We start from the raw sequence: 14,815 nt of genomic DNA on the forward strand, positions 1-14,815 counted from the left end.
GTGCTGCTTTTTTAAATCCCTATGATTTCTTTTTCGAAATCAGGTAAATACCCGCCAACACCAGCCCGGTCCCGGTCAGCTGGATCGCCGTAACCGGTTCCGCCAAAATCAAGGCCCCCAGGAACAGGGTGGAGACCGGCCCGACCATGCCAGCCTGCGCCGCAGTCGCAGGGCCGATGCGGGCCACCGCGACCATGGTCAGGAATACCGGCAGCACCGTGCAAAACACGGCATTGATGACCGACAGGCCATATACCGCCGGCTGCTGCTGCAACAGGACCTGCCACGGCCGCAACAGCAAGAACTGCAGGATGCAGGCGGCGCACGATACGCACATTGCATACGCCACCAGCCGCATCGCCCCGACCCGGCTAACCAGTTCCCCGGACAGCATCAGGTACAGTGCGTAACTGACCGCCGCGCCCAGCACCAGCGCACTGCCGAGGCCGACATTCGCGCCTCCCAGGCGCACATCGTGCAGGAACACCAGCACCGTCCCCAGGTAGGAAATCAGCAAAGCCCCCCACTCCAGCCAGGTCACCCGGCGCCCATAAAACAGGAACGACATCAGCAGCACGAACGAGGGCGTCAAGAACAGTATCAGGCGCTCCAGCCCGGCAGAAATATACTGCAAGCCGAGAAAATCGAGAAAGCTCGACAGGTAGTACCCGATCAATCCCAGCACCACGATCCGCACCCGGTCCTGGTTCGCCAGCGGCGCTTCGCTGCGCGCCTTCCACAATGCCACCGCGGCGAACAGGGGCAAGGCGAACAGCATGCGAAACGTGATCAGCAATACGGCGTCAACCGGATAACGGTAAATCAGCTTGGCGACAATGGCCTTGGCAGAAAACAGGATGGCGCCGGCAATTGCAATTGCCAAGCCGCCAAGAAAAACCTGGCGGCCGCCAGGCTGCAACTTGCCGCTCATTGTTTGCCCATGGTGGAATTGTAATGGGTATGTGAAGATCGCGTTGCTAAGGCAATGGTTAGGAAAAAAACTGTCTCCTGCCGCGGCCCCTGAACGCGATCATTGGTGATGGTCAATCTCACTTATTCTTCACTTCTTCTTCAGCAAAGATCCCAGCACGCCGCGTATCAATTCGCGCCCGACCTGCGATCCGATGGTGCGCGCAGCGGACTTGACCACTGCCTGCACCACGCTGTCCTTGCGCCCCGAACCGCCGCCGAGCAGGCCGCCCAGCACGCTGCCCCATGAGCTGCCGGCAGAATCCGCCCCCGCTCCGGCGCTGTCCTTGCCGGCCGGAGCGGCCGCCACCCGCCCTTTCAGCTTTTCATACGCGGATTCACGGTCGACCGCAGTTTCATACACCCCGGCGACGATCGATGATGCAATCAGCTGCTTGCGTTCGTCGTCGCTGATCGGCCCGATCTGCGACGCCGGCGGCAGGATGAAGGCGCGCTCGACGATGTTCGGCCGCCCCTTCTCATCGAGGAAAGACACCAGCGCTTCGCCGACGCCGAGCTCGCTGATGATTTGGGCGGTATTCAAATCGGGATTGGCGCGGAAGGTCTCGGCGGCGGCCTGCACCGCTTTCTGGTCGCGCGGCGTATACGCCCGCAGCGCATGCTGCACCCGGTTGCCCAGCTGGCCCAGCACGGTATCGGGAATATCCAGCGGATTTTGCGTGACGAAGAACACGCCGACGCCCTTGGAGCGGATCAGGCGCACCACCTGCTCGATCTTTTGCAGCAGCGGCTTGGGCGCTTCGCTGAACAGCAGGTGGGCTTCGTCGAAGAAGAACACCAGTTTCGGCTTGTCCAGGTCGCCGACTTCCGGCAGGCGCTCGAACAGTTCCGACAGCATCCACAGCAGGAAGGTCGAATACAGGAGCGGCGCGTTCATCAGCTTGTCCGCCGCCAGGATGTTGACCACGCCCTTGCCGCTGCCGTCGGTCTGGATCAGGTCGTCGATGTTCAGCATCGGTTCGCCGAAGAACTGCTCGCCGCCCTGTTCGCCGATACCGATCAGGCCGCGCTGGATGGCGCCGATGCTGGCAGCGGAAATATTGCCGTATTCGGTCTGGAAGCTGGCGGCGTTGTCGCCGACGTGCTGCAGCATCGCCCGCAGGTCCTTCAGGTCCAGCAGCAGCAAGCCATTGTCGTCGGCAATCTTGAACGCCAGCTGCAATACGCCCTGCTGGGTATCGTTCAGGTTGAGCATGCGCGCCAGCAGCAGCGGCCCCATGTCGGAGATGGTGGCCCGCACCGGATGCCCCTGCACGCCGTACACATCCCAGAAAGTCACGGGCGTGGCGGCCCATTGCGGCTCGGCCAAACCGAGCGCCTGCAGGCGCTGCTTGAGCTTGTCCGACGCCGCGCCGGCCTTGGCCATGCCGGACAGGTCGCCCTTGACGTCCGCCATGAAAACCGGCACGCCGCTGTCCGACAGCGCTTGCGCAATCACCTGCAGGGTGACGGTCTTGCCGGTGCCGGTGGCGCCGGTGATGCAGCCATGGCGGTTCACCAGTGCGGGCAGGAGCGCCAGGTCATGCTGGGCGTTTTTGGCAATCAGGAGAGGATTTGACATGGTTTGGCAGACGTTTTAAGTGGATTTCAATGGATTTCACGAAAGTGCAATATGGTAAAATTGCGCTTTGATTATAGCTAACTCACGCACGAAAGAATCATCATGGCTGGACACAGCAAATGGGCCAATATCAAGCACAAGAAGGCCGCCACCGACGCCAAGCGCGGCAAGATCTGGACGCGGCTGATCAAGGAAATCACGGTTGCGGCCCGCATGGGCGGCGGCGACATCGACGCCAATCCGCGCCTGCGGCTGGCGGTTGACAAGGCGTCCGACGCCAATATGCCGAAGGATAACGTCACCCGCGCGATCCAGCGCGGCAGCGGCGGCCTGGAAGGCGTCAACTATGAGGAAGTGCGCTACGAAGGCTACGGCATCAACGGCGCCGCGATCATTGTCGATTGCATGACTGACAACAGAATCCGCACCGTGGCCGAAGTTCGCCACGCGTTTTCCAAGTTCGGCGGCAACATGGGCACCGAAGGTTCGGTGGCTTTCATGTTCAAGCATTGCGGCCAGCTGCTGTTCGCGCCGGGCACCAATGAAGACGCCCTGATGGAAGCAGCGCTGGAAGCCGGCGCCGAGGATGTCCTCACCGACGACGAAGGCGGGATCGAAGTCATTTCCGCGCCGCATGATTTTGCCGCGCTCAAAGGCGCATTGGAAAAATCCGGCTTCAAGGCCGAAATGGCGGAAATCATCATGAAGCCGGCGACCGAAACCGTATTCTCGGGCGACGACGCGATCAAGATGCAAAAGCTGCTCGACGCCCTGGAAAACCTGGACGACGTGCAAGAAATTTACAGCAACGCAGTAATCGAAGACTGACTCGGATCGTTTATATGAAAATTCTGGTAGTGGGCTCTGGCGGCCGTGAGCATGCCCTGGCGTGGAAAATCGCCCAATCACCGCGTATCCAAACCGTCTTCGTGGCGCCCGGCAACGGCGGCACCGCGCTGGACCAGCGCCTGGAAAACATCAACATCACCGATCCTTCGGCGCTGGCCGATTTCGTTGAACGCGAACATGTCGCGCTCACCGTGGTCGGGCCGGAAACGCCGCTGGCGGCCGGCATCGTGAATGTTTTCCGCGACCGCGGCTTGAAGATTTTCGGACCGACGCGGGAAGCGGCGCAGCTGGAAAGTTCCAAGGATTTCGCCAAATCGTTCATGCAGCGGCACCACATCCCGACCGCCGAATACCAGACCTTTTCCGACGTCAATGCCGCCCACCGCTACATCGACCAGAAAGGCGCTCCGATCGTCATCAAGGCCGACGGCCTGGCTGCCGGCAAGGGCGTGGTGGTTGCGATGACCATCGACGAGGCGCATGGCGCGGTCGACATGATGCTGTCCGATAACCGCCTCGGCGATGCCGGCGCGCGCGTGGTGATCGAAGAATTCCTGGCCGGCGAAGAAGCCAGCTTCATCGTCATGGTCGACGGCAAGCACATCTTGCCGCTGGCCACCAGCCAGGACCACAAGCGCCTCAAGGATGACGACCAGGGCCCGAACACCGGCGGCATGGGCGCTTATTCGCCGGCGCCTATCGTGACGCCGGCGCTGCACGCCCGCGTCATGCGTGAAATCATCACACCCACCGTGCAAGGCATGGCCAAGGACGGCATTCCGTTCAGCGGCTTCCTGTATGCCGGCCTGATGATCGACGACAAGGGCAATCCGAAAACGCTGGAATTCAACTGCCGCATGGGCGATCCGGAAACCCAGCCCATCATGGCGCGCCTGAAAACCGACCTGCTGGCGGTGATGGAACACGCCGTCAACGGCACGCTGGATACGATCGAGCTGGAATGGGACCGCCGCACCGCGCTCGGCGTGGTGATGGCCGCAGCCGGTTATCCCGATGCGCCGCGCAAGGACGACCTGATTTCCGGGATTCCCGCCGAGACCGCCGACGCGGTCACCTTCCATGCCGGCACCACCCTCAACGGCGAGCGCCTGACCACTTCCGGCGGCCGCGTCCTGTGCGTGGTCGGCCTGGGCGACAGCGTCAAGATGGCGCAGAAACAGGCATACAACGTGGTCGATGCAATTCATTTCAACGGCGCCCAGTTCCGCCGCGATATCGGCTGGCGGGCATTGAAGAAACATGCCTGATCGGGCGGGCGGCTAGCATTTTCTGCGGTATCAAGAAGTTGGGGCCAGCGGTTTTCGTCAGGCAAGGACGGACAACCCTGGCCCCAATTGATTAAACAAGATTCACTACATCACTCCACGATGAGCTCAAACATCACCACCGGCAATCCGGCCAGCGCCGTCAAATCCTATCTGCTCGACCTGCAGGCGCGCATCGTCGCGGCGCTGGAGCAGATCGACGGCAAGCAGTTCGGCAGCGACCAATGGCAGCGCGCCGAAGGCGGCGGCGGCAATTCGCGCATCATCGAAGAAGGCAATGTGCTGGAACGCGGCGGTGTCGGTTTTTCGCACGTGATGGGCAAGAGCCTGCCGCCGTCGGCCGCCGCCAACCGGCCTGAACTGGCCGGCCGCCAGTGGGAAGCGATGGGCGTGTCGCTGGTGATGCATCCGCGTAATCCGTTTGCCCCCACCGTGCACATGAACGTGCGTTTCTTTATCGCCAGCGCTGAAGGCCAGGAACCGGTCTGGTGGTTCGGCGGCGGCATCGACCTGACGCCGCATTACGGTTTTACCGAAGACGTCGAACACTTCCACCGCAGCTGCCGCGACGCCCTTGCCCCTTTTGACAACGAGGCCGGCCAGCAGCTGTATCCGCGCTTCAAGCAATGGTGCGACGACTACTTCTACCTGAAACACCGCAAGGAACCGCGCGGCGTCGGCGGCATTTTCTTCGACGATTTCAACCAGCTGGGCTTCGACCGCAGCTTCGCCATGATGCAAAGCGTGGGCAATGCCTTCATCCCGGCATATACCCCGATCCTGGCGCGCCGCAAGGATATTCCCTACGGCGAAACCGAGCGGGATTTCCAGGCATATCGCCGCGGCCGCTATGTCGAGTTCAATTTAGTGTATGATCGCGGCACTTTGTTCGGTCTGCAATCCGGGGGACGTACCGAGTCCATCCTGATGTCGATGCCGCCCGTGGTCAAGTGGCGTTACGACTGGCAACCGGCGGCAGGTAGCCCGGAAGCCAAGCTGTACACCGATTTTCTGATCCATCGCGAGTGGGTGTGATGGGCAGCTCCCCTGTGACATCCAGCCAGCTTGTTCATCCCGAGGCCCGGCTCCGGCCATGCATTGCGGTTCTCGGCGGCAGCTTCGATCCGGTCCATAATGGCCATGTCGCGCTGGCGAAGTACTTCGTGACCTTGCTGGCGCCGGATGAATTGCGGGTGATTCCTGCCGGCAACCCATGGCAAAAGCACGGGCTGGAAGCCACGCCGGAACAGCGGGTGGCGATGGTAGAGCGTGCATTCAGCCGGCAAAGCGTGCCTTTGGTGATCGACCAGCAGGAAATCCGGCGGCACACCGCGACGTATACGATAGATACGCTGCAAGCCTTGCGGTCCGAACTTGGACCGCAGGCGTCTATCGTATTCCTGATGGGCGCAGACCAGTTGCAGCACTTGAATACCTGGCAAGGCTGGGACCGCCTGTTTGACTATGCCCACCTGGGCGTTGCTTCGCGGCCCGGGTTCGCCATGGATGCATCGCAGGTTCCGGCCGAGGTCACGCGCGAATTCACACGCCGCGCCGCCACCCCGGAACAGATTCGCCAGAGCGCGCACGGTTTGACCTATCTGGCGCAGAACCTGGCTGTAGACATTTCGGCAACGGAAATTCGTGCCGCGCTGCACAACGCAAAAAGACCCGACACGCTGGTCCCGGCCGCAGTACTGGACTATATTGAACAACATCATCTCTATAAGAATTAAATGGATATCAAAAAACTACAAAGTCTCGTCATCGATGCACTCGAAGACGTCAAAGCACAAGACATCCGCGTCTACGACACGGTCCACCTGACCGGCCTGTTCGACCGCATCGCGATCGCTTCCGGCACCTCCAACCGCCAGACCAAGGCACTGGCCGCCTCGGTACGCGACAAGGTCAAGGAAAACGGCGGCACCATCCTCAGCGTCGAAGGCGAAGACACCGGCGAGTGGGTACTGGTCGACATGGGCGACATGGTGGTGCACATCATGCAGCCGGCGATCCGCGCGTATTACCGCCTGGAGGAAATCTGGGGCGACAAGGAAGTCAAGTTCGGCGCCGCCAAGCGGATTTCCACCCGCACCGCAGCCGAAGAAGAAGCGCCGAAGAAGATTTCGCGCCACCTGACGACTTCGCAGGCACTGAAACCGGAAGACGACACACCGAAAAAGGCGCCTGCGCGCAAGAAACCGGTCAAGACTGACGGCGCCAAAAAGGCAGTCGGCAAAACCATCAAGGTAGCGCCGTCGAAGAGCTCGATCCCGCCGAAGAAGACTGCGGCGCCAAAGAAAGCGCCAGCCAAGAAACCCGCTGTCAAGCGCGCTCCGGCAAAAACCAAGGCAGCTGAATAAGCTGCCGCGGCCATAGCATCCCCATGCAGCTCATCATCGCTGCGGTCGGCCATAAAATGCCGGCATGGATAGAAAGCGGATTCGGCGAGTATGCGAAACGCATGCCGCCGGACTGCCGCATCGTCCTCAAGGAAATCAAGCCGGTCGAACGTTCCGGCAGCAAGACCGCGGAAACAGCCATGGCGCTGGAACGCAGCCGGATCGAGGCGGTGCTGCCGAAAGGCGTGCGCATCGTCGCCCTCGATGAACGCGGCAAAGACCTCACCAGCGTCCAGTTATCGCAGCAGCTGACCCAATGGCAGCGCGACGGGCGCGATGTCGCCTTCATCATCGGCGGCGCCGACGGCCTCGATCCTGAATTCAAGGCCGGCGCCGACAGCCTGCTGCGCATCTCCAGCCTGACGCTGCCGCACGGCATGGTCAGGGTGCTGCTGGCGGAACAGCTCTACCGGGCCTGGTCGATTACCCAGAATCATCCTTATCACCGCGTCTGAGCCCCTCAATAAGCCCCCGATACGCAGGTAACTCTGTAATAATCGCTGGAATCATGAGACCACGCACCCGCCGTAGCCGCCAGCAATGAAAAATCCTTACCAGAAAATCTACCTTGCCTCGAAAAGCCCGCGCCGGCGGGAATTGCTGCGACAGATCGGCGTCGCATTCGAATTGCTGCTGCTGCGCGACCAGACGCCGCGCGGCCCTGATGTCAGCGAGGAAGTCTTGCAGGGCGAAGCGCCGCAGGAGTATGTCGCCAGGGTGACCATGGAGAAAGCACACGCCGCGCAGCAGATGATGGTGTGGCGCAGCCTGCCGGTGCGCCCTATCCTGGCCGCCGACACCACGGTCACGATCGACGGCCGGATCCTCGGCAAACCGGCCAGCAAAGCCGAGGCAAGCGCCATGCTGCGCCTGCTGTCGGGGCGCAGCCACCAGGTCCTGACCAGCGTTGCCGTCATCCATGGCGAGCAATCCTGGCAACTCACGCAGGTTTCCGATGTCTTGTTCCAGGAGCTGCCGGAAGCCATGATCGAAGCCTACTGCGATACCAGCGAACCTTACGACAAGGCCGGCGCTTATGGCATCCAGGGCCCGGCAGCGATTTTCATCGAAAGCATACGCGGCAGCCATTCAGGCATCATGGGCTTACCACTTTTTGAAACCGCGCAACTATTACAACAGGCAGGCATCCGCATTTTATGAGCGAAGACATCCTCGTCAATATCACCCCCCAGGAAACCCGCGTCGCCCTGATTTTCCAGGGCGCGGTGCAAGAGCTGCACATCGAGCGCACCTTGTCGCGCGGCCTGGCCGGCAATATCTACCTGGGCAAAGTAGTCCGCGTGCTGCCCGGCATGCAATCGGCGTTCATCGATATCGGCCTCGAGCGCGCGGCTTTCCTGCACGTCGCCGACATCTGGGAGACCCGCGCGCACGACGGCCAGGCGGCGCAGCAGACGCCGATTGAAAAGCTGCTGTTCGACGGCCAGTCGCTGACCGTGCAAGTGGTGAAAGACCCGATCGGCACCAAGGGCGCCAGGCTGTCGACCCAGATTTCGATTGCCGGCCGGATGCTGGTGTACCTGCCGCAAGACCGGCACATCGGCATCTCGCAGCGGATCGAAAATGAAGCCGAGCGCGAACTGCTGAAGGATAAAGTGCAAAAGCTGCTGCCGCCCGAGGAAAAAGGCGGCTTCATCATCCGCACCATGGCCGAAGACGCTTCCGAGGCCGACCTGCAGATGGACATCGAGTACCTGCGCAAGACCTGGTCGTCGATTACCCAGCTGGCAAAAAGCAAGCCGGCGCCGACCTTGCTGCACCAGGACCTGAGCCTGGCGCAGCGCGTGCTGCGCGATTTCGTCAATGACGAGACCACCACCATCCAGGTCGACTCGCGCGAGAATTTCCAAAAGTTGCAAGAGTTCGCCGCCAGCTACACGCCGTCGGTGACCGCGCGGCTGATGCACTACACCGGCGAACGGCCCCTGTTCGACCTGTACGGCGTGGAAGAAGAAATCCAGGAAGCATTGAGCCGCCGCGTGCCGCTCAAATCGGGCGGCTACCTGATCGTCGACCAGACCGAAGCCATGACCACCATCGACGTCAACACCGGCAGCTTCGTCAACGGCCGCAATTTCGACGACACGATTTTCAAGACCAACCTGGAAGCGGCGCACGCCATAGCGCGCCAGCTCAGGCTGCGCAACCTGGGCGGCATCATCATCCTCGATTTCATCGACATGGAGAACAGCGAGCACAAGAGCGCCGTGCTGGCTGAGCTGCACAAGGCCCTGCTGCGCGACCGCACCAAAAAATCGGTATCCGAATTCTCGGCGCTGGGCCTGGTGGAAATGACCCGCAAGCGCACCCGCGAATCGCTGGCGCACATCTTGTGCGAGCCCTGCCCCGCCTGCAACGGCAAGGGCCAGGTCAAGACCGCGCGCACCATCTGCTACGAAATCCTGCGCGAAGTGCTGCGCGAAGCCAAGCAGTTCAACCCGCGCGAATTCCGCATCCTGGCGTCGCAGGTAGTGGTCGACATGTTCCTCGAGGAAGAATCCCAGCACCTTGCCATGCTGGGCGACTTCATCCGTAAACCGATTTCGCTGCAGGTGGAAACGGTTTATCCGCAGGAGCAGTACGACATCATCCTTATGTAAGGCATCCATGAATAGCCCTTTACCGATTTCTCCTGCAGCCGCCGACGGTTCTTTCCATATCGCGTTTTGCGTCGACGACCACTATTGCCGCAGCATGGGGGCGACCATCGTCTCCGTCATTGCCAACAGCCCGGGCGTAACATTCACCTTCCACGTGTTTGCCTTCGCCCTTTCCGAAGACAACCGCCGGCGCTTCAAGGAACTGGAACAGATGTACCAGCTGAAGACGCATGTGCATATCATCGATCCGGCGGTATTCAAGCCGTTCGCGCACATTTCGCAGTTTTCCTACTATTCGCCCACCATCTTCACGCGCCTGCTGATCCCGTCCACTTTGCGCGGCATCTGCGACAAGGTCCTGTACCTGGATGCGGATATCCTGTGCGCCGGCAGCATGGCCGAGCTGCTGGACATGGATTTCGGCGACCGCGCGGCGATTGTCGTGCCGGACGCCGACGAAACCACCAGGAGGCGCTGCGCAGCCCTGCAGCTGGCGTCGCAGAAGTATTTCAATTCCGGCGTGATGTACATGCATGTCGATAACTGGATGGCCCAGGAAATCACCGAAAAAACCATCCTTGCGATCCTCGAAAACGGCAAGGACTACCGGTTCCCGGACCAGGACGCGCTGAATGTGGTGCTGGAAGGGAAAATCCAATATATCCCGAGGAAATGGAATTTCCTGTACGACCTGATCCATGACCTGGAAAAGGACAAGCGCCAGATGCGCGATATCGGCGAGGTGGTCTTCATTCACTTCGCAGGCGCCGTGAAACCCTGGAACGACTGGTGCCTGCATGCGTCGCGGGACATGTTCGTCAAGTACCAGGCGTTGTCGCCATGGGCCGACCTGCCGCTCGATCCGGCGCCAAGAAACTATAAAGAGATGCGGATGTATTCCCGCTTCCTGATGAAACGCGGCCAGATGCTGGACAGTTTCAAGTGGTACATGAAATACCTTTCCGCCAGGTAAATATGCATGAAGGGTAACAAAAAGTGAGAACCTGGCCGGCGGCCCTGGCCGCCAGCTATAATTTCTGCAACTTATCGTCTATACAGCCTTAACCGATCCAATAATGGCAATAACCAGCTCCCATCTCTTGATATGCCGCACCGACAACATCGGCGACGTCATCCTGACATTACCCATCGCCGCTTTCCTGAAGCAGCACTATCCGGACCTGAAAATCAGTTTCCTGTGCCGGGGTTATGCCGCGCCGGTCGTCAGGCAGTGCCGCAGCATCGATGAGGTGGTGGAACTGGAAAGTTTCCTGCTGGACCCCGCTGCCTATTTTGCCCACGCTGACGTCGATACGATCATATTGGCGCAACCGAACAAACGCCTGGCGGTTATCGCTTTCAAAGCCCGCATCCGCAACCGTATCGGCAACGCCCGCCATAAGCTTTACCAGATGCTGTATTGCAACCGCCGGGTGCGGTTCAAGAAAGGGAACTCTGAATACCATGAGGCACAATTCAATTTTGAGTTCCTGCGCCCTTTCGGCCTCACTACCATTCCCGAACCTTCGGCCATTCCAGCCCTTTACGATTTCGATGTCCCGCAGAATCCGGAAATAAACCGGCTGCTTCAGCCCTATCCGTTCAACCTCATCCTTCATACAAAATCGAATGGGCATGGGCGCGAATGGCCGGTCAGCCATTACGCGGCGCTTGCCAGGCAGCTCAGCAAATATCCGGACGTCCGCCTGTGGCTGACAGGCAGTCCCGCCGAAGGACAATGGCTGGCCGAACATGCCGAGGAACTGCTGGAATTGGAGAATGTGAGCAACGTGTGCGGCAAGTACAGCCTGGATCAGCTCAGCTCGTTGATTAACGCAGCCGACGGCTTGATTGCAAGCGGCACCGGCCCGCTCCATATTTCCGCCGCGCTGGGCCAGCGCACGCTCGGCCTGTTCCCGCCGACGCGGCCGATGCATCCGGGGCGCTGGGCACCGCTCGGGCGACGGGCCCAAGCCTTGTCCTTGCCGGTCAGCTGCACCGGTTGCAAGGATAGCCAGGCGGCCACTTGCGCCTGCATGGAAAACATCACGCCTGAAAGCGTCGCCGAGATCGTTTTGCGATGGCGGCAAGAAGCGCAGGCAGAAAAAGCCCCCGCCCCTGCTATCAGCGCTTCAGGACGGCAATAACCTGCGCAACCGTAATCGCCTTCACCCAGTCCCGACGATTTGCGGTGGTAATGACGATGCTGTTCTCTTTATCGATCGGCGCCCATTCGGGATTTTTCTGACGCATCAACGCAATCACGGGCACCTGTACCGCGTTCGCCAGGTGCATCACCGCGGTTTCAACCGAGATGATCAAGTCGCACTCGCGCAGCATCGCCGGCAGCTGGAAAAAGTTCTCCTGGGCGCTGAACAGCTGCAAGCGTTCAACCGCATGACCGTCGAAAAACGTCTTGGCCTGCGCCATTTCTTCCGGCACGACATTCACGATAAACCGGGTATCTTTCCAGGCATCCTGGGTCCTGATCGCTGCCACCAGTTCCACCACCCGTTCCAGCGGCCAGCAGCGTTTGTGCGTCTTGGCGTACGGATTGACGAAAACCAGCTTGGCCGGATTGACAGATTGCCGGCGGTCGCGATTAAAGCCCCACAATTTCAGCTGCTCCTGTGCGTACCGGCCCCATTGCTCTGGAATGCGCACGAAAGGCTGGCGTGACGACGCCGCGCTGTCCATGCCGAACAGGTGGTTGAACCAGGCAGCATAAACCTCGCTGATGTGCACTCCCGGCTGCGCTACGCGGTCAGGATCGAAAGCGGCATCCAGCTTGCGGTAAGCCAGGCGCTTGTGCAAGGCAAGGACTCCAGCCGGCTTTTTCATCCCGGCCATAAAACCTTGCGGACTGATTTGGCGCGCCAGCGTTGCATACATGGGCGGCCTCAAGGTCGACAGCGACACCACCAGCGGGTACTGCTGCTTTTGCGCCTCGGCGATCGACTCTTCAAACAAGGCGGGGCTGTATGTTTGCTGATAGACCTTGGCGACGAAAGGACATTCGGCCAGCCAGTCATACAAGGCGTATTTCTTCAGGAAGGGCCACGCCGCGGTGTTCTTGGTGCGGCGCACCTCATCCACCCATATATGGATCTTGATATGCGGGAAGGCTTGCGCAAAGGCTTGGAAACAATTCTGCAGATAAGTGAAATCGCCGAGGGCAAGGTGGGCGATGAACAGGATCTTATCCGTTTTTTTTAACAGTTCGGCTGGAACGAGTTGTGCTGTCATGAGATTTTCTTTTGATTTTTTTCAGGCGACATTTCCAGAGGGAGCGGGTCGGCGGTCTCAGGCAGCAAGCCTGAGATCCAGCGCATTACATCTCTATATTCACCGCATCCTTGGAAAACTGGAGATGATACAAATTTGCGTATGCACCCTGCTTGCTGAGCAGTTCATCGTGGGTGCCGATTTCAACAATGCTGCCGTTCGAGAGCACGACGATGCGGCTGGCGCGCTCGATAGTCGAGAGCCGGTGCGCAATCACGAAAGTGGTGCGGCCTTGCATCAGCTGGTCGAGCGCCGCCTGCACTGCCCGTTCCGATTCGGTATCGAGCGCTGAAGTCGCCTCGTCCAGGATCAGGATGGGAGCATCCTTGTAGATGGCGCGCGCCATTGCCAGCCGCTGGCGCTGGCCGCCGGACAGGCGCGAACCGTTGTCGCCGATTTGCGTTTCGTACCCTTCGGGCAAAGCGGCAATCATGTCGGCCAGGTAAGCCGCCTTGGCAGCGGCTTCAATCCGTGCGCTGTCTGGCGCTCGGTCGCCATAGGCGATATTGGCGGCGATCGTGTCGTTGAACAGCACGACATTCTGGCTGACCATGGCTATCTGCGCCCGCAGGCTGTTCAAGGATATGTCCTCGATAGGCAAGTCATCCAGCAGGATACGGCCTTCAGTCACAGAATAAAATCCGGGAATCAGATTCACCAGCGTCGATTTGCCGCCGCCTGACATCCCCACGAAGGCGATGGTTTCACCCGGCTCGACGTTCAGGTTGATGTTCTTTAGCGCAGGCTTTTCCTGGCCTGGATATGAAAAACCGACATTGGAAAATGCGATTTTCCCGTTTGCACGCTGGTCCAGCTGTATTCCCCCGGTGCGCTCGACCGGACTGTCGATCAGCTTGAACACCGCTTCTGCCGCAGCCATGCCGCGCTGCAGCGGGCCGTTCACTTCAGCCAGCTGCTTGAGCGGTACCTGCAAGGCGATCATCGCCGCCAGGAACGACACGAAATCGCCTGCGGTAAGCTGGCCGTGGCTTGCCTGCACCAGCCCCATCGTGATCATCGCCGACATGGCGCAGGCCATCATGATTTGCGTGACCGGCACGGTGGCGGCAAAGGTGCTGGTCATGCGCATGCTGTAGTGACGGATATGTTCTGCCGATTCTTCGAATCGCTTCCGCTCGTAAGTCTCGCCGCCAAACACCTTGATGACCTGCTGCGCGCGCGCGGTTTCTTCAATTACCTGGGTCAACTGTGCATTGACGTCGAGAGAATCCTTATTCAGCCGTTTCAAGCGCTTGGCGGTGGTGCGCACTACCAGGATCATCAGCGGCATCAACACCAGCGCCACGATCGTCAGTTTCCAGCTGATGAACAGCATGTAGCCCAGCAAACCCGCTACAGTCAGCACGCAACGCACGATCGAAGTAAACAGCTTGCTGATCATTTCTATGATTTGCTGCACTTCAAACATGATCGAATTGATCACGCGCCCTACTGTATGCGTAGCGTGGAAATCAATCGACACATTCAGGATCCGATTGAACATCTGCTGCCGCAATGTCGTCAGCACCCGGGTCGACACCCAGTTGGTCATGTAGGTTGTCAAAAAGGTCGAGGCGCCGCGCGCCACGAATGCGCCAATCACGGCGACCGGCACCAGCCACAGCGGGAACGTAGGCTTTTCGACAAAACCGTTGTCCAGCAGGATTTTGAAAATGTAAGCTACCAGCGGCTCCGTCGCCGCGGTCACGACCATGCCAAGAAGACCAAGGACCAGTCTTTTTTTGTATGGGCGATGCAATAGTGCAAGGCGCTTGAAAATTGTCGTATAGGAAAATGCGCTCATAAGTCAGTCTGCTT

The 14,815-nt window shown here is 59.8% G+C and carries 14 protein-coding genes; 10 read left to right on the plus strand and 4 right to left on the minus strand.

The genetic code is table 11. The features are described 5' to 3' along the window. Positions 1–19: 19 nt before the first annotated feature. Together BM062_RS13515 and BM062_RS13520 are read right to left on the minus strand one after the other, a co-directional pair. A complete protein-coding gene (locus tag BM062_RS13515) occupies positions 20–931 on the minus strand; it encodes a DMT family transporter (RefSeq protein WP_092397648.1) in 912 nt (303 codons plus the stop codon). Between the two features lie 129 nt (positions 932–1,060). Further along, the gene (locus BM062_RS13520; RefSeq protein ID WP_092397650.1) at positions 1,061–2,551 is read right to left on the minus strand and encodes a helicase HerA-like C-terminal domain-containing protein; all 1,491 of its coding nucleotides are present in this window, start codon (positions 2,549–2,551) and stop codon (positions 1,061–1,063) included. 102 nt (positions 2,552–2,653) lie between these two features. On the opposite strand from BM062_RS13520, the gene BM062_RS13525 reads away from it, so the two are divergent. From BM062_RS13525 to BM062_RS13570, 10 genes are all read left to right on the plus strand, one after another. Further along, positions 2,654–3,379, plus strand: coding sequence for a YebC/PmpR family DNA-binding transcriptional regulator (locus BM062_RS13525; RefSeq protein WP_092397652.1), 726 nt, complete (start codon positions 2,654–2,656; stop codon positions 3,377–3,379). Between the two features lie 14 nt (positions 3,380–3,393). Next, positions 3,394–4,668: a phosphoribosylamine--glycine ligase gene (purD, locus tag BM062_RS13530; protein WP_092397654.1), complete on the plus strand. Its 1,275-nt coding sequence runs from the start codon at positions 3,394–3,396 to the stop codon at positions 4,666–4,668. Positions 4,669–4,788: 120 nt separating this feature from the next. Next, the gene (hemF, locus tag BM062_RS13535; RefSeq protein WP_092397656.1) at positions 4,789–5,721 is read left to right on the plus strand and encodes an oxygen-dependent coproporphyrinogen oxidase; all 933 of its coding nucleotides are present in this window, start codon (positions 4,789–4,791) and stop codon (positions 5,719–5,721) included. Continuing rightward, the gene (locus tag BM062_RS13540; protein WP_092397657.1) at positions 5,721–6,422 is read left to right on the plus strand and encodes a nicotinate-nucleotide adenylyltransferase; all 702 of its coding nucleotides are present in this window, start codon (positions 5,721–5,723) and stop codon (positions 6,420–6,422) included. The genes hemF and BM062_RS13540 overlap by 1 nt, the downstream gene beginning before the upstream one ends. Beyond that, positions 6,423–7,052 carry a ribosome silencing factor gene (rsfS, locus tag BM062_RS13545; RefSeq protein WP_092397659.1) on the plus strand — a complete coding sequence of 210 codons (630 nt, stop codon included), beginning with the start codon at positions 6,423–6,425 and terminating at the stop codon, positions 7,050–7,052. It begins immediately after the preceding gene. Positions 7,053–7,075: 23 nt separating this feature from the next. Continuing rightward, complete coding sequence (rlmH, locus tag BM062_RS13550; RefSeq protein ID WP_014005034.1) at positions 7,076–7,546, plus strand: 23S rRNA (pseudouridine(1915)-N(3))-methyltransferase RlmH; 471 nt, start codon at positions 7,076–7,078, stop codon at positions 7,544–7,546. Between the two features lie 85 nt (positions 7,547–7,631). Then, on the plus strand, positions 7,632–8,252 hold the full coding sequence (locus BM062_RS13555; RefSeq protein WP_092397661.1) for a Maf family protein: 621 nt from the start codon (positions 7,632–7,634) through the stop codon (positions 8,250–8,252). Next, positions 8,249–9,712 (plus strand): ribonuclease G, encoded by a 1,464-nt coding sequence (rng, locus tag BM062_RS13560; RefSeq protein WP_092397663.1) that lies wholly within the window; start codon positions 8,249–8,251, stop codon positions 9,710–9,712. The genes BM062_RS13555 and rng overlap by 4 nt, the downstream gene beginning before the upstream one ends. A gap of 7 nt (positions 9,713–9,719) precedes the next feature. Continuing rightward, positions 9,720–10,685, plus strand: a complete 966-nt coding sequence (locus BM062_RS13565) for a glycosyltransferase family 8 protein (protein WP_092397665.1) — start codon at positions 9,720–9,722, stop codon at positions 10,683–10,685. Between the two features lie 277 nt (positions 10,686–10,962). Continuing rightward, complete coding sequence (locus tag BM062_RS13570; RefSeq protein ID WP_371326585.1) at positions 10,963–11,859, plus strand: glycosyltransferase family 9 protein; 897 nt, start codon at positions 10,963–10,965, stop codon at positions 11,857–11,859. Here the strand turns inward: BM062_RS13570 and BM062_RS13575 are convergent. Beyond that, positions 11,837–12,958, minus strand: coding sequence for a glycosyltransferase family 9 protein (locus tag BM062_RS13575; protein ID WP_092397669.1), 1,122 nt, complete (start codon positions 12,956–12,958; stop codon positions 11,837–11,839). The two genes, BM062_RS13570 and BM062_RS13575, sit on opposite strands and share 23 nt — an antisense overlap. 85 nt (positions 12,959–13,043) lie before the next feature. Then, positions 13,044–14,801: a lipid A export permease/ATP-binding protein MsbA gene (gene msbA / locus BM062_RS13580; RefSeq protein ID WP_092397671.1), complete on the minus strand. Its 1,758-nt coding sequence runs from the start codon at positions 14,799–14,801 to the stop codon at positions 13,044–13,046. Positions 14,802–14,815: the final 14 nt, after the last annotated feature.

The organism is Collimonas sp. OK412, assembly GCF_900112135.1.
GTDB classification, from domain to species: Bacteria; Pseudomonadota; Gammaproteobacteria; order Burkholderiales; family Burkholderiaceae_D; genus Collimonas; species Collimonas rhizosphaerae.

Bases quoted from the DNA above. Each gene is read 5' to 3' on its own strand.
- BM062_RS13565 (WP_092397665.1), top strand. From the start codon at position 9,720: ATGAATAGCCCTTTACCGATTTCTCCTGCAGCCGCCGACGGTTCTTTC.
- rng (WP_092397663.1), top strand. From the start codon at position 8,249: ATGAGCGAAGACATCCTCGTCAATATCACCCCCCAGGAAACCCGCGTC.
- BM062_RS13555 (WP_092397661.1), top strand. From the start codon at position 7,632: ATGAAAAATCCTTACCAGAAAATCTACCTTGCCTCGAAAAGCCCGCGC.
- BM062_RS13520 (WP_092397650.1), bottom strand. From the start codon at position 2,551: ATGTCAAATCCTCTCCTGATTGCCAAAAACGCCCAGCATGACCTGGCG.
- msbA (WP_092397671.1), bottom strand. From the start codon at position 14,801: ATGAGCGCATTTTCCTATACGACAATTTTCAAGCGCCTTGCACTATTG.
- BM062_RS13575 (WP_092397669.1), bottom strand. From the start codon at position 12,958: ATGACAGCACAACTCGTTCCAGCCGAACTGTTAAAAAAAACGGATAAG.
- hemF (WP_092397656.1), top strand. From the start codon at position 4,789: ATGAGCTCAAACATCACCACCGGCAATCCGGCCAGCGCCGTCAAATCC.
- rsfS (WP_092397659.1), top strand. From the start codon at position 6,423: ATGGATATCAAAAAACTACAAAGTCTCGTCATCGATGCACTCGAAGAC.
- BM062_RS13525 (WP_092397652.1), top strand. From the start codon at position 2,654: ATGGCTGGACACAGCAAATGGGCCAATATCAAGCACAAGAAGGCCGCC.
- purD (WP_092397654.1), top strand. From the start codon at position 3,394: ATGAAAATTCTGGTAGTGGGCTCTGGCGGCCGTGAGCATGCCCTGGCG.
- BM062_RS13540 (WP_092397657.1), top strand. From the start codon at position 5,721: ATGGGCAGCTCCCCTGTGACATCCAGCCAGCTTGTTCATCCCGAGGCC.
- rlmH (WP_014005034.1), top strand. From the start codon at position 7,076: ATGCAGCTCATCATCGCTGCGGTCGGCCATAAAATGCCGGCATGGATA.
- BM062_RS13515 (WP_092397648.1), bottom strand. From the start codon at position 931: ATGAGCGGCAAGTTGCAGCCTGGCGGCCGCCAGGTTTTTCTTGGCGGC.